Below are 12,982 nucleotides of genomic sequence, written 5' to 3' on the forward strand. Positions count from 1 at the left end.
GCCGCGCCATGCGCGCGTACCTAACCCGTGTTGACGCGGTGCTCGTCCAAGCCGTCATCGCCGCCGCGCTGTCCTTCGCCCACCTGCACGACATCGCCGCGCTCGCTGGTCAGAGCGGATGGAAGGCGTGGGCCTACCCCGTCTCGGTGGACCTGCTGCTCGTCGCAGCCTGGCGACGGCTCCGTGGTGGCACCTCGCGGGCGGCGGCATGGTGCTGGTTCGTCATCGCGCTCACCGCGTCCCTCGGCGCGAACGTCGCCACCGCTGGACTGCTCGACGTGCACGCCGTCCCGGCCTGGCTGCGCATCCTCGTCGCCGGATGGCCCGCGGTCGCCTTCCTCGGCGGAACGCTGCTCGCCCACACCGTCGAACCGCCGGCCCAAACCGACCTCGAAGCGGCGCCCGAACCTGTTGCTGTCGCTGCCGAGTTGGGCTGCCGCGAACCGACCCCGGAAGCGCCCCCCGCCGCACCGCCGACCGCTGCGGCGCCCTCGGTCCCCCCGGTACCGCCGACCGTCCCCGCGGCCCTGATCGACCACGCCCGCAAGGTCGCCGCCGACCACCACGCCCGCACCGGCCACCCGATCGACACCCCGACCCTGCGCGCCCGCCTCGGCGTCCCCGCACCACTCGCCGAAGCCATCGCCGCCCAACTCTGACAAGGAGAGCTGCTCGTGCCCGCCAACCGCCGCTTCCGCAACGTCGTGCGCATCGGCCCCGTCCGCGTCGGCACCGCCTACGACCACCACGGCCGCGAGAAGCACACCGCCGCCTGCACCGCGCCCCGCTGCGGCTTCTCCGCCGACTACGACTCCCGCGCCGCCGCCGAGCTGGCCGCCCGCACCCACCGCTGCCCCGTCCGCTGAGAGAAGGTTCCGACCCCGTGTCCGTCACGCTGCCGCTGGTCTTCGTCCTGGGCGTCATCGCCTGGGCCGCCATCAAGTTCATGGGCATCCGCCTGTGGGTCGCCGTCGTCATCGCACTTTTCGGCTTCTACCTCGCCCACACCTTCCTCGCCCCCGCCGTGGAGTCCGGCGCCCGCACCGGCGTGCACATCTTCAATGGACAACACACCTAGACGAGTAGAGGAGATCGCTCCCGTGTTCCTCCGCCCCGAGTACCCCGAGGCACCGACCTTCCCGACCGCTGTCACCGCCGACCCGGTCATCCCGACCCAGGCCACTCACCCGCAGCACGCCCCGGCGCCGTGCTCCTGCCGGCACTCCGCCGCCGCCGTCCCGGCTCCTCGCCGGTCCGCCGCGCCCCTCGTCGCCGCCGGTGCGGGCGGAGTCGCTGCCGTGATCGCCGTCGGCGTCGTGCTCACCGCGCTCCTGGCCACCGTCGCGGTCACCGCCGTGTCCGTCGCCGTCTGCGCCCTCGTCCTGCGCGCCCTGCTCGCCGACACCCGCCGCCACCGCTGAAAGGAGACACGCACCCGATGGCCACTCGCACCACCCCGCCACCCCTCCACGACCTCGCGGACCTAGCCTCCCTGGGCACCATGCCCGCCCTGCTCCGGCAACTCTCCGGCCTGGGCGGGTGTGCCCGTCCCATCCGGCTCGACGGCCACCGCACCGAGTACGCCTTGGACACCGCCACCGGCGAGATCGGCCCGGCCGTCCACCGGTTGACCTCCGACAGCCTGCCGGCCGGTCACCTCCTGGTCCGCTGCAACAACCGCCGCACCACCCGCTGCCCCGCCTGCGCCGAGACCTACCGCCGCGACACCTACCACCTGATCACCGCCGGCCTGCGCGGCGGCAAAGGCACCCCGGAGCATGTCGCGACGCACCCCCGGGTCTTCGCCACCTTCACCGCACCGTCCTTCGGCCCGGTCCACAACCGCCCCGACTCCGGCCGTTGCCGCTGCGGCGTCCAGCACCCGCAAGATGCCACCGAGTTGGGGACCCCGCTCACTCCGCAGACGTACGACTACGAGGCGGCCGTCCTGTGGAACGCGCACGCGGGAGCCCTGTGGCGCCGGTTCTCCATCTACCTCCGCCGGGAGATCGCCAAGCGCGCCGGACTGTCCCAACGCGCCTTCCGCCACCACGCCCGCGTGTCCTTCGCCAAGGTCGCCGAGTACCAAAAGCGCGGCGCCGTCCACTTCCACGCGGTCATCCGCCTTGACGGCCCCACCGGCGGCGACACCCCGCCCCCGGCCTGGGCCACCGCCGAACTGCTGACCGACGCCATCCGCGCGGCCACCGCCAAAGCCACCGTCACCGGTCCGGTCATCGACGGCCGGGAGCACGCCTTCGCCTTCGGCCGCCAGCTCGACATCCGCCCCATTCGCACCGCCGACTTCACCACCGGCACCGACCTGACCGAACGCGCCGTCGCCGCCTACATCGCCAAGTACGCCACCAAAGGCGCCGAGACCGCCACCGGCACCCTCGACCGCCCGCTCAAGCTCCTCGCCGAACTCGCCCACCTCGACATCACCGACCACGCCCGCCGCATGATCCGCACCGCCTGGACCCTCGGCGCCCGCCCCGATCTCGAACACCTCCGCCTCCGCGCCTGGGCCCACATGCTCGGCTTCCGCGGCCACTTCTCCACCAAAACCCGCCGCTACTCCACCACCCTCGGCGCCCTGCGCACCGCCCGTGCCCAATGGCGCCGCCTGCAAGCCGCCCTCGCCCACGACGACCTGGCAGCCCTGGCCCCTGAGGAGGACGAGACGACGCTCGTCCTCGCCCACTGGACCTTCGCCGGCACCGGCCTGACCCCCGCCGAGGAATGGCTCGCCGCCAGCCTCACGCCCGCCCCAGGAACGGAAGGAGAACCCACCCATGGCTGACCGACGCCTTGCCGTTGCCGACGTGGCCGCTGTTCCACGGGCCTTGCCCGCTCGGTACCTCACGCCGGAAGACCTGGTGTCGATGTTTGATCTGCCGAGCGTCGAGACGGTCTACCAGTGGCGCCGCAAGCGCACCGGTCCGCGAGGATTCCGGGTCGGCCGCCATCTCCGTTTCGACCCGGACGACGTACGCACTTGGGTGGAGTGCCAGCTCAAGGGGGCTGCTGCCTGATGGCCGGACACATCCAGGACCGCTGGTACAAGGAAGAGAAGGGGTCGGACGGCAAGACTCGCAGAGTCAAAACCGAGCGCTACGGCACGGGCATGCGCTACCGCGCCCGCTACGTCGGCCCGGACGGCACCGAGAAGTCCAAGAGCTTCCCCGACCGTCAGAAGCGGCTTGCCGAACAGTGGCTCTCGCAGACTGAAGCGGACATGACGCGGGGGCAGTACATCGACCCACGCGCGGCTCGGATCACCTTCCAGCAGTACGCCGAGAAGTGGGTGACCCACGCGCCGGACCCGAACACTCAGGCCTCGATGGAGTCACAACTCCGGTTGCACGCCTATCCCTACCTGGGGTCGCGCCCTCTCGGCTCCTTCCAGCCCGCTCACATCCGCGATTGGGTGCGGCAGCTCCAGGAGAACGGCGTCCGTGGCTCGTACGCCCGGACGATCTACTCCAACGTGCGCGCTGCTCTCAGCGCGGCCGTCGACGACGGGCACCTTCCCCGGAACCCATGCGCCGCCCGCTCAGTTCGTCCACCGGCTGTGGACAACAAGCGCGTCGTGCCCTGGACGCCGGAACGAGTCTTCGCCGTCCGGGCCGGCATGCCTGACCGCTACCAAGCCATGGTCGACCTGGGCGGCGGCTGCGGCCTTCGACAGGGCGAGATCCTGGGCGTGGCCGTCGACGCGATCGACTTCGAGTCGGACACGCTCCACGTGGTCCAGCAGCTCAAGCTGAGCCGCAGCAAGCCCGTGTTCGCCCCGCCCAAGGGCGGCAAGCTCCGCGACGTGCCGCTTCCCGGTCCAGTCGCGGACGCCCTCCGGGCCCACATGAAGCGGTTCCCGCCGGTCGAGATCACCTTGCCGTGGAAGGTGGCGGACGGACCTCCTATAACCAAGCGGCTGATCTTCACCGGACCGCGCGGCGGGCACGTCTGGCGTACGTCCCTCAACGAGGAGGCGTGGAAGCGGGCGCTGGCCTCAGCCGGGGTGATCCCTACACGGAAACCGGGTGAGCCGTACGCCGAGTCCCGCGAGAACGGCATGCACGCCCTCCGTCACTTCTACGCCTCGGTGCTCCTGGACGCGGGGGAGAACATCAAGGCCCTCGCCGAGTACCTCGGCCACTCGGACCCCGGCCTGACGCTCCGCGTGTACGCGCATCTCATGCCCTCCAGCCAGGAGCGCACCCGCAAGGCCGTGGCCGCCGTCTTCGACACGGCCCAGTCCGCCGAACTCAGCACCTGACGGCCCAGCGACGGCCCAGAGGCAGCGAAAAGCCCCCTGCCAGCGGAAGAACCGCAGGTAGGGGGCTAATTCGTGGGCGCTTACTTCTTCTTGCCCTGGTTCTTGACCGCCTCGATGGCTGCCGCTGCCGCGTCCGGGTCGAGGTACGTGCCGCCGGGGTTGGTCGGGCGGAAGTTCTCGTCCAGGTCGTAGACCAGCGGGATGCCCGTGGGGATGTTCAGGCCCGCGATGTCCGCGTCGGAGATGCCGTCCAGGTGCTTGACCAGGGCGCGCAGCGAGTTGCCGTGGGCGGCGACCAGGACCGTGCGGCCGGTCAGGAGGTCGGGGACGATGCCGTCGTACCAGTACGGCAGCATCCGCGCGACGACGTCCTTGAGGCACTCGGTGCGCGGGCGGGCCTCCGGCGGGATCGTCGCGTAGCGCGCGTCGTCGCTCTGGGAGAACTCGGTGCCGTCCTCCAGCGCGGGCGGCGGGGTGTCGTACGAGCGGCGCCAGAGCATGAACTGCTCCTCGCCGAACTCCGCCAGCGTCTGCGCCTTGTCCTTGCCCTGGAGCGCGCCGTAGTGGCGCTCGTTCAGCCGCCAGGTGCGGTGAACCGGGATCCAGTGGCGGTCGGCGGCCTCCAGCGCGAGCTGCGCGGTGCGGATGGCGCGCTTCTGGAGGGAGGTGTGGACGACGTCCGGCAGCAGGCCCGCCTGGACGAGCAGCTCGCCGCCGCGGACGGCTTCCTTCTCGCCCTTGTCGGTCAGGTTGACGTCCACCCAGCCGGTGAACAGGTTCTTCGCGTTCCACTCGCTCTCGCCGTGGCGGAGGAGGATCAGCTTGTACTGAGCAGCAGCCATGGTCGTGAGCCTAGTCGAAAAGCACTGGCGGGCCCCGGGGCGACCCCCGTAAGCTACGAATCACTGTTTCACCTATTACCTCGTTCCGTCTGCCGCCGCACTGCCGCTGTCCGCGTTCCGGTCGGCGACGGGCACCGCGCCACGCCGCACCACATCCAGCCGCACCACATCCATCGGGGGAATCACCTTGGCCGCCGCCGCTTCAGGATCCGGATCCGTACCGCTCTCCGCCCGGCTCGCCGGAGCCGCCCGCGACACCGCCGGCGGGCTGCCGCGCGCCTTCTGGTGGCTGTGGACCAGCACGCTGATCAACCGGCTCGGCGGCTTCGTCACCGTCTTCCTCGCGCTCTACCTCACCGTCGACCGCGGCTACCCCGCGGCGTACGCGGGTCTGGTCGGCGCGCTCTACGGGCTCGGCGGGGCCGGTGGGGCGTTGCTCGGCGGGGTGCTGGCGGACCGCTGGGGGCGGCGCTCGACGATGCTCGCGGCGCAGCTGGGCACTGCGGTCGCGACGGCCGCGCTGGGGTTCGTCCGCGGGCCGGTGGCGATCGCGGCGGTGGCCTGCGCGGTCGGCGTGGCGAGCAACACCTCGCGGCCCGCCGTGCAGGCGATGATGGCGGACGTGGTGCCGGCGCCGGACCGGCTGCGGGCGTTCTCGCTCAACTACTGGGCGATCAACATCGGTTTCGGCGTCTCCGCGGCCGGTGCGGGCGTCATCGCGGCCCACGGCTACCTGCTGCTCTTCCTCCTCGACGCGCTCACCACCGTGCTGTGCGCGCTCGTCGTCTTCGTCCGTATCCCGGAGTCGATGCCGTCAACCACGGTGACCAGCACAGTCGTCGAGGCGCCGGGGAGCCTGGTCGACGTGCTGCGAGACCGGCGGTTCATGGCGCTCGTCGGGATCACGTTCCTGTTGGGAACGGTGACGCAGCAAGGGACCACCACGCTCGCGGTGTCGATGGGCCGCTCCGGGCTGACGCCCAGTCAGTACGGCCTGGTCATCGGGCTGAACGGGCTGCTGATCGTGCTGTTCCAGATCCCGCTGACCCGGCTGACGCGGGGGCGCGGGCGGACCGGGCTGCTGGTGGCGGCGGCGCTGCTGCTGGGGTGGGGGTTCGGGCTGACCGCCTTCGCCGGGTCGGCCGGGTTCTACGCGCTGACGGTGGTCGTGTGGACGCTGGGCGAGATGCTCCAGGCGCCGACCTCGACCGCGGTCGTCACGGAGATGTCGCCGACCCGGGCCCGGGGGCGCTATCAGGGCATGTACACGCTGGCGTGGTCGGCGGCGTCGTTCGTGGGACCGCTCGCGGGCGGCGTCGCGTTGCAGGCCTGGGGCAGCGCGATGTGGCTCGCCTGCGCGGGCGTGGGAACGGTGGCGGCGCTGGGCTACTGGCTGCTGCTGCGGAGTCGTGGCGACCGCCCCCGCGATCCCGCCGACCCCGCGGCCCCTTCCCGTCCAGCCGCCCACCCCGCGACGACCTCCCGTCCAGCCGCCCACGCCCCGGCCGCCCATGCCCCCGGCGCCTACGCCTCCCCCGACTCCGGCGACCGCTCCTCCCCCGACGTCCCCTCTCCCGTCAGATGACGGAACGCCTCCAGGTTCCGCGTCGACTCCCCCCGCGACGTCCGCCACGCGTACTCCCTGCGGATCGCCTCCGCGAAGCCCAGCTCCAGCAGGGTGTTGAAGCTTCCGTCCGCGTTCTCCACGACCGACCCCAGCAGCCGGTCGACCTCCTCGGGGGTCACCGCGGACAGCGGGAGGCGGCCGGTGAGGTAGACGTCGCCGAGGCGGTCGACCGAGTAACTCACCCCGTACATCCGCACGTTGCGCTCCAGCAGCCAGCGGTAGACCGCCTCGTGGTTCTCGTCGGGGTGGCGCACGACGAACGCGTTGACGGCGAGCGTGTGGCGGCCGACCGTCAACGCGCAGGTCGTGGCGAGTTTGCGGGTGCCGGGCAGCGTCACCACGTACGTGCGCGGTGAGCCCTCCGGGTGCTCCCAGTCGAGTTCCGCGTCCTTGAAGACCTGCTCAAGGACGCGGCACGCCGCCTCCTGCGTCCGTTCCGCCTCGCTCGCGCTCGCCATGGGGCCGATCGTAGGGCCTAGGCTCGCGCCGCCAGCCGGTGGTGCTGTACGGCACCCGTGTAGACGTCGGCCGTCGCGGCGGCGGAGGCGTCCCAGCCGAACGCGCGGGCGTGGTGGGCGGCAGCCGTGCCCAACTCTTCGACGAGCTGCGGGCGGTCCACGAAACGCCGCAGCACCCTCGCGTAGTCCGCCGGGTCGTGCCCGTCGATCAGGAAGCCGCTGACCCCGTCGCGCACCGCGACCGGCAGCCCGCCCACCGCCGAGGCGACGACCGGCGTGCCGCACGCCTGCGCCTCGATGGCGACCAGGCCGAACGACTCGCTGTGCGAGGGCATCACCAGCACGCTCGCCGCCCGGTACCAGTCCGCGAGCCGGTCCTGCTCCACCGGCGGCTGGAACCGCACCACGTCGCACAGACCCAGCCGCGCCGCCAGCTTCTGCAACCGTTCCGGCTTGGCCAGGCCGCTGCCGCTGGGCCCGCCGACCACCGGGACCACCAGCCGCTGCCGCAGTGACGGCACCTCTTCGAGCAGCAACGCGACCGCGCGCAGCAGCACGTCCGGCGCCTTCAGCGGCTGTATCCGGCCGGCGAACAGCGGGACCAGCGCGTGCTGCGGCAGTCCGAGGCGCTCGCGGGCGGCGGCGCGGCCGTCCGCCGGACGGAAGCGCTCCAGGTTGACGCCGGGGTGGACGACGGCGACCTTCTCGCGGGCGGCGGCGTAGTGCCGTACCAGCTCCTCCGACTCCTCCTCGGTGTTGGCGACCAGCCGGTCGGCCGCCTCGACGATCTGCGTCTCGCCGATCACCCGGGCCGCGGGCTCGGGTGTGTCGCCCTCGGCCAGCGCGGCGTTCTTCACCTTGGCCATGGTGTGCATCGCGTGCACCAGTGGCACGCCCCAGCGCTGCGCGGCCAGCCAGCCGACGTGGCCGGACAGCCAGTAGTGCGAGTGCACCAGGTCGTAGTAGCCGGGCCGCTGCGAGGCCTCCGCCTGCATCACGCCGTGCGTGAACGCGCACAGCTGCGCGGGCAGGTCCTCCTTGGCGAGGCCTTCGTACGGCCCGGCGTCGACGTGCCGGACCAGCACGCCGGGGGCCAGCTCCACCACGTCCGGCAGGCCGCCGGTCGTCGCGCGGGTGAAGACCTCGACCTCGATGCCCAGGTCGGCGAGGCGGCGGGCGAGTTCCACGATGTAGACGTTCATCCCGCCCGCGTCACCGGTGCCGGGCTGGTGCAACGGGGAGGTGTGGACGCTCAGCATGGCGACGCGTCTGACCCCCGCGGCGCCGGCGCGGCGCATGCGGCGCGGGACGACACCGTGAGTGTGCGTGCGGGCGCGACGCGCGCCCAGGCGGGGCACGTACTGGCTCACCGGCGGTCTCCTCCTACGGCTTGAGGTCTGCCACGGCCCGGGGCGGACACCCGCGCGATCGTCCCCTACGGTCGCCTCCGCGCCCCGTACGGTCATCCGGCGTCAGCCTGAGCCATAACCCGTAACCACGCTGTCACGGAGGTTGTTCCCGGGGCCGGGCGGGGACGTCCGGGGCGGGCCGCCAGAACACCCGGGGCCGGAGCCGCCACGGGGAGCGGCCGGGCCCCGCCGGGCGGCCCCTTAAGCTCGGCGCATGCCTGCCAAACCCGTCGGGGCGCCTACCCGCGGGACCACGAACCCCAACCGCCTGCGCCGGATGGACCGCTGGATCGCCGCCACCCAGGCCGCCCGCCTGCGCCGCGCCGAGCCCGCGCCGGTCTCCGTCGACCTCGGCTACGGGGCCGCGCCGTGGACCGCCGTCGAGCTGCTGGAACGGCTGCGGGCGGTCCGGGCGGACGCGCGGGTGGTCGGCATCGAGATCGACCCGGCGCGGGTCGCGGCGGCGGTGCCCTACGAGCGGCCGGGGCTGGCGTTCGCGCACGGCGGCTTCGAGGTGCCGCTGCCGGACGGCGTGCGGCCGACGCTGATCCGGGCGGCGAACGTGCTGCGGCAGTACGACGAGGGCGAGGTCGCCGCGGTCTGGGCCCGGCTGTGCGGGCGGCTGGCGCCGGACGGGCTGCTGGTCGAGGGCACCTGCGACGAGATCGGGCGGCGGCACGTGTGGGTGGCGCTCGGGCCGGCAGGTCCGCGCACGGTGACGTTCGCCACCCGGCTCGGATCCCTGGAGCGCCCCTCCGACCTGGCGGAACGGCTGCCCAAGGCGCTCATCCACCGCAACGTGCCGGGCGAACGGGTGCACACCTTCCTCACCGACTTCGACCGCGCGTGGGCGGCCGCGGCCCCGTTCGCGGCGCTGGGCGCGCGGCAGCGCTGGATCCGGGCGGTGCGGGCGCTGCGGGACGGCGGCTGGCCCCTGGCGGACGGCCCGACCCGCTGGCGGCAGGGCGAGATCACGGTGCGGTGGGAGGCACTGGCGCCGGAGGGATGGCCGGGACGCTGACGGAGGGGTGGCCGGGGCGCTGACGAAGGGGTGGCCGGGGCGCTGGCGGAGGGATGGCCACCGGGGCGGGACTGAAGCGGTCCGGGGACGCGCGTTTCCGGGCACGCGGTTCCGGCCTCCCCCTGCCACGACCCGTGATGTATGTCATGCCCGGCTCGCCCCGAGTCGCCCGGAAACCCGCTCCGACCGGCGGATATGCCCGCGGCCGTCGCGCGTCGCGGTCTCCCGGGCGGTCCGTGCGGGCCGCTATCGTCGCCAGGCATGCCCGGCGACCGCAGGACGTTCCACGGCCGCCACACCCTCGGGGGAGGGAAGGATCGACACGTGATGTCCGCTACCGGGCGGTCCACCGACCGGCAGTCAGACCAGCACGCCACCGCCGCGCCCGACCAGCGCCCGGTGGCGCTTCCGCGCCAGCGGGCCGCCGGTTCCCGACCGGAGCCGCCCGCCCCGGCGCCGTTCACCCTGCTCGTCGTCGGCGACGACCCGACGGGCTCCTTCGCCGCACCCGAACTCGTGGACGCCGCGGGCCACCGCGTCCGCATCCGCCGCGCCCGCAACCTCACCGAGGCGGAGCGCCTGCTGACCGACGACGTCTCGTGCGTCCTGCTCGACCTCGGCCTGGAGAGCGCGGAGGCCGGGGGCGACGGCGCCCGCCCCACGTGCGGCCTCGCCCCGCTGCGCGCGCTTCTGCGCCTGGCACCGACGACGGCCGTGCTGGCGCTGGCCGGTGGCGAACAGGACGCCGAACTCGCCGCCGAGGCGGTCCGCGTCGGCGCGCAGGACTACCTCTTCCGCGACGAGCTGACGGCCTCGCTCCTCAACCGGGCCATGCGCTACGCGGTCGAGCGCAAGCGCGCCGACATGGCGCACCTCCAGCTCACCGAGACCCGCCTGCTGGCCCAGGAGAACGCCCGTCTGGAACGCGGCCTGCTGCCCACGCCGCTGCTGGCGGGCACCGACGACCTGCGGTTCGCCGCCCGCTACCGGCCCGGCCGCAGCCGCGCGCTGCTCGGCGGCGACTTCTACGACGTCGTGCGCACCCCGGACGGCACCGTGCACGCCATGATCGGCGACGTGTGCGGTCACGGCCCCGACGAGGCCGCGCTCGGCGTCGAACTGCGCATCGCCTGGCGCGCGTTGACCTTCGCGGGCCTGAGCGGCGACCGGCTGCTGAGCACGCTGCAACGGGTCCTGGAGTGCGAGCGGCCGGACGACGAGATCTTCGCGACGCTGTGCACGCTGGACATCGCCCCGGACGGACGGCGCGCCTCGCTCGCCCTGGCCGGGCACCCGTCGCCGCTGCTGATCCGCCCCGGGCGCGCGGCGCGGCTGATGCCGTACGAGGAGCACGGCGGCCCGGCGCTGGGACTGCTGCCGGAGGCCGAGTGGGGCTGCCTCGACGTCGAACTGGGCCGCCCCGGCGAGCCGTGGAGCCTGCTGCTGTACACCGACGGCCTGATCGAGGGCCGGATCGGCGAGGGCACCGCCCGGCTCGGCACGGACGGGATGGTCGAGCTGGTCGAACGGCACGTCACCGCGGGCCTGCGGGGCGAAGCGCTGCTGGACGCCACGGTCACCGAGGCGGGCGAGCTCAACGGCGGCGAGCTGACGGACGACGTGGCGACGGTGCTGCTCGAACGCTGCGGAGCCGTCGAACGGACCTGAGGCGGCGGGCCCGGGGTCAGCGGCGGTTGAAACTCAGCGGCGGTTGAACGGGCCGTACGGGCCGTCGCTGCTGCTGCCGCGCTTGCTGCCGCCCAGGAATCGGCCGGTGCGGCGGCTGCCGGCGGAGACCTGCTTGAGCGCGGGCCGCACGTCCACGATGTAGACGATGACCGCCACCAGGCCCACGACGGGAAGTATCGACAGGATCGAGAACAGCTTCATCACCACGGCCGCGATGCCCAGGATGATCAGCCAGAAGCCCTTGTTCTTCTTGTCGGCGGCGCGGTAGGCGTCCTCGCGCTGGATCGCCGCGTTGACGAACGCGAAGAGCGCGAGGCCGAACAGCGCCCAGGAGAGCAGGGCGAACACGCCCGCGAAGCCTTCGATCAACATCCCGTCCACCACCTTGTCGTCCACCGTGGCCCACTGTCCGCCGCCACCGTACCCGTACAACGGGCCGGGCACCTCGTGCGTGCCCGGCCCGTCAACACGGCTCGGTGGTGGTCGCCCGTGCGGGCGACGTCACTCCGCGGGCTTGGCCGGAGTGGGCTTCTTCGGGGTGGTGCGCTTGGCGGCGGCCGGCTTGCGGACCGGCTGCGCGGGCTCGGCGGAGGGCTGCGCGGGGGCCGGGGCCTCGATGACCACGGCCAGGTCCTCGACGTGGTCGGCGGCCTCGCCACGCCAGGTCTTCACCGCGCCACGGCCGCGGTCGACCAGTCCGTTGTAGGTCTCGCCCGCCTTGACCGCGTACTCGGCGGCGCGGCCGACCTGCTGGAGGGCGAAGTCCTGGGCGTTGTCGCGCAGCTTGCGCAGGTCCAGCTCGACGCCGCCGATGACCTCGGTCAGCCGGGTCTGCACGTCCTTGGCCTGCTGGGTGACCCGCTCCTGGACGACCTTCGGGTCGGTGGCGCGCACCTTGCCGAGGCGCTCGGGCGCCTCGTCGCGCAGCTTCTCCAGCAGCGGGGGAACTTCGCGCAGCTTCGCGGCCGCCAGGTCGACGGTGCCGGCCGCCGCGTACAGCGGGGTGGCGTCGGCCAGGGCCTTGCGGACGTTGTCGGTGATCGCCATGAGGGTCCTCTTCGTCTGCTGTCTGTCGTCTGGGGTTACCGCGTCGGGTGTTGCGCGTACGTGTACTGCTGCCCGGCGGGCCGAACGCCTTCCGGAGGAAAACCGCCTGAAACCAGGTCTACCGGATCATTCGGGGATTCCGGGCACGTCGTCGCCGCCGGATCTCTGGCGAGGGGCGGGCGGCGGGCTGTCCGGCGGGGCGTCGGCCACGCCGTTCTCGCGGCGGAAGGACTCGTAGATCTGGAGCAGCACCTGCTTCTGCTTCTCGTTGATCGACGGGTCGGTGAGGATCGCGGTCCGCACCTCGACCCCCTCACGGTCCCGCTCGTCGAGGATTCCGGCCTGCACGTAGAGCGTCTCGGCGGAGATGCGCAGCGCCTTCGCCAACTGCTGGAGGATCTCGGCGCTCGGCTTGCGCAGCCCGCGCTCGATCTGGCTGAGGTACGGGTTCGAGACCCCGGCGGCGTCGGCGAGCTGCCGCAGCGACAGCTGCGCGTTGCGCCGCTGCTCGCGCAGGTACTCGCCGAGACTCCCGACGTTCAGAGAGGCCATACCTCGACCGTGCCACCGTTCGCTAACTTTTGCAAGCAGAGCGCTTGCAAGAGTGTTC

General features: G+C 72.9%; 16 protein-coding genes. 10 read left to right on the forward strand and 6 right to left on the reverse strand.

The features are described from left to right. Positions 1-8: 8 nt before the first annotated feature. Genes K7472_RS09170 through K7472_RS09200 form a run of 7 tightly spaced genes read left to right on the forward strand, consistent with a single transcriptional unit; the run spans position 9 to position 4,279 of the window. Entirely contained in the window at positions 9-659 is a 651-nt protein-coding gene (locus tag K7472_RS09170) for a DUF2637 domain-containing protein (protein WP_222975939.1), read from the forward strand. A 15-nt stretch (positions 660-674) separates the two neighbouring features. Continuing rightward, positions 675-866: a mobile element transfer protein gene (locus K7472_RS09175; protein ID WP_222975941.1), complete on the forward strand. Its 192-nt coding sequence runs from the start codon at positions 675-677 to the stop codon at positions 864-866. 17 nt (positions 867-883) lie between these two features. Beyond that, a complete protein-coding gene (locus K7472_RS09180; RefSeq protein WP_222975943.1) occupies positions 884-1,078 on the forward strand; it encodes a hypothetical protein in 195 nt (64 codons plus the stop codon). A 22-nt stretch (positions 1,079-1,100) separates the two neighbouring features. Continuing rightward, on the forward strand, positions 1,101-1,421 hold the full coding sequence (locus tag K7472_RS09185) for a hypothetical protein (RefSeq protein ID WP_308013823.1): 321 nt from the start codon (positions 1,101-1,103) through the stop codon (positions 1,419-1,421). A gap of 17 nt (positions 1,422-1,438) precedes the next feature. Further along, entirely contained in the window at positions 1,439-2,803 is a 1,365-nt protein-coding gene (locus K7472_RS09190; protein ID WP_222975947.1) for a replication initiator, read from the forward strand. Next, positions 2,796-3,035 (forward strand): helix-turn-helix domain-containing protein, encoded by a 240-nt coding sequence (locus tag K7472_RS09195; protein WP_222975949.1) that lies wholly within the window; start codon positions 2,796-2,798, stop codon positions 3,033-3,035. Before K7472_RS09190 ends, K7472_RS09195 begins: the two co-directional genes overlap by 8 nt. Further along, entirely contained in the window at positions 3,035-4,279 is a 1,245-nt protein-coding gene (locus K7472_RS09200; protein ID WP_222975951.1) for a tyrosine-type recombinase/integrase, read from the forward strand. The genes K7472_RS09195 and K7472_RS09200 overlap by 1 nt, the downstream gene beginning before the upstream one ends. A gap of 80 nt (positions 4,280-4,359) precedes the next feature. Here the strand turns inward: K7472_RS09200 and K7472_RS09205 are convergent, their stop codons facing one another. Continuing rightward, complete coding sequence (locus K7472_RS09205) at positions 4,360-5,121, reverse strand: phosphoglyceromutase (protein WP_222975953.1); 762 nt, start codon at positions 5,119-5,121, stop codon at positions 4,360-4,362. A gap of 187 nt (positions 5,122-5,308) precedes the next feature. Between K7472_RS09205 and K7472_RS09210 the strand changes: the two genes are divergently transcribed. Continuing rightward, entirely contained in the window at positions 5,309-6,706 is a 1,398-nt protein-coding gene (locus tag K7472_RS09210) for an MDR family MFS transporter (protein ID WP_222975955.1), read from the forward strand. Here the strand turns inward: K7472_RS09210 and K7472_RS09215 are convergent. Further along, the gene (locus K7472_RS09215; RefSeq protein ID WP_222975957.1) at positions 6,646-7,206 is read right to left on the reverse strand and encodes a type III secretion system chaperone family protein; all 561 of its coding nucleotides are present in this window, start codon (positions 7,204-7,206) and stop codon (positions 6,646-6,648) included. The two genes, K7472_RS09210 and K7472_RS09215, sit on opposite strands and share 61 nt — an antisense overlap. Before the next feature lie 17 nt (positions 7,207-7,223). Then, positions 7,224-8,576 carry a D-inositol-3-phosphate glycosyltransferase gene (gene mshA / locus K7472_RS09220; protein ID WP_372457944.1) on the reverse strand — a complete coding sequence of 451 codons (1,353 nt, stop codon included), beginning with the start codon at positions 8,574-8,576 and terminating at the stop codon, positions 7,224-7,226. Between the two features lie 253 nt (positions 8,577-8,829). Between mshA and K7472_RS09225 the strand changes: the two genes are divergently transcribed. Together K7472_RS09225 and K7472_RS09230 are read left to right on the forward strand one after the other, a co-directional pair. Continuing rightward, entirely contained in the window at positions 8,830-9,636 is an 807-nt protein-coding gene (locus K7472_RS09225) for a class I SAM-dependent methyltransferase (RefSeq protein ID WP_222975959.1), read from the forward strand. 141 nt (positions 9,637-9,777) lie between these two features. Beyond that, the gene (locus tag K7472_RS09230; RefSeq protein WP_372457945.1) at positions 9,778-11,304 is read left to right on the forward strand and encodes a PP2C family protein-serine/threonine phosphatase; all 1,527 of its coding nucleotides are present in this window, start codon (positions 9,778-9,780) and stop codon (positions 11,302-11,304) included. 33 nt (positions 11,305-11,337) lie between these two features. Here K7472_RS09230 and K7472_RS09235 read toward each other — a convergent pair whose 3' ends face one another. The 3 genes from K7472_RS09235 to K7472_RS09245 form a co-directional block, all read right to left on the reverse strand. Then, positions 11,338-11,697: a DUF2516 family protein gene (locus K7472_RS09235; RefSeq protein WP_222976149.1), complete on the reverse strand. Its 360-nt coding sequence runs from the start codon at positions 11,695-11,697 to the stop codon at positions 11,338-11,340. 129 nt (positions 11,698-11,826) lie between these two features. Then, positions 11,827-12,372: a hypothetical protein gene (locus K7472_RS09240; protein ID WP_222975961.1), complete on the reverse strand. Its 546-nt coding sequence runs from the start codon at positions 12,370-12,372 to the stop codon at positions 11,827-11,829. A gap of 126 nt (positions 12,373-12,498) precedes the next feature. Then, on the reverse strand, positions 12,499-12,924 hold the full coding sequence (locus K7472_RS09245) for a helix-turn-helix domain-containing protein (protein ID WP_222975963.1): 426 nt from the start codon (positions 12,922-12,924) through the stop codon (positions 12,499-12,501). Positions 12,925-12,982 lie beyond the last annotated feature (58 nt).

Source organism: Streptantibioticus parmotrematis (assembly GCF_019890615.1).
In the GTDB taxonomy this organism is placed as follows: domain Bacteria; phylum Actinomycetota; class Actinomycetes; order Streptomycetales; family Streptomycetaceae; genus Streptantibioticus_D; species Streptantibioticus_D parmotrematis.

Excerpts from the sequence above, each read along its gene's own strand:
- K7472_RS09245 (WP_222975963.1), bottom strand. The coding sequence starts at position 12,924 with ATGGCCTCTCTGAACGTCGGGAGTCTCGGCGAGTACCTGCGCGAGCAG.
- K7472_RS09235 (WP_222976149.1), bottom strand. The coding sequence starts at position 11,697 with ATGTTGATCGAAGGCTTCGCGGGCGTGTTCGCCCTGCTCTCCTGGGCG.
- K7472_RS09205 (WP_222975953.1), bottom strand. The coding sequence starts at position 5,121 with ATGGCTGCTGCTCAGTACAAGCTGATCCTCCTCCGCCACGGCGAGAGC.
- K7472_RS09200 (WP_222975951.1), top strand. The coding sequence starts at position 3,035 with ATGGCCGGACACATCCAGGACCGCTGGTACAAGGAAGAGAAGGGGTCG.
- K7472_RS09190 (WP_222975947.1), top strand. The coding sequence starts at position 1,439 with ATGGCCACTCGCACCACCCCGCCACCCCTCCACGACCTCGCGGACCTA.
- K7472_RS09195 (WP_222975949.1), top strand. The coding sequence starts at position 2,796 with ATGGCTGACCGACGCCTTGCCGTTGCCGACGTGGCCGCTGTTCCACGG.
- K7472_RS09230 (WP_372457945.1), top strand. The coding sequence starts at position 9,778 with ATGTCATGCCCGGCTCGCCCCGAGTCGCCCGGAAACCCGCTCCGACCG.
- K7472_RS09240 (WP_222975961.1), bottom strand. The coding sequence starts at position 12,372 with ATGGCGATCACCGACAACGTCCGCAAGGCCCTGGCCGACGCCACCCCG.
- K7472_RS09170 (WP_222975939.1), top strand. The coding sequence starts at position 9 with ATGCGCGCGTACCTAACCCGTGTTGACGCGGTGCTCGTCCAAGCCGTC.
- K7472_RS09215 (WP_222975957.1), bottom strand. The coding sequence starts at position 7,206 with ATGGCGAGCGCGAGCGAGGCGGAACGGACGCAGGAGGCGGCGTGCCGC.
- K7472_RS09225 (WP_222975959.1), top strand. The coding sequence starts at position 8,830 with ATGCCTGCCAAACCCGTCGGGGCGCCTACCCGCGGGACCACGAACCCC.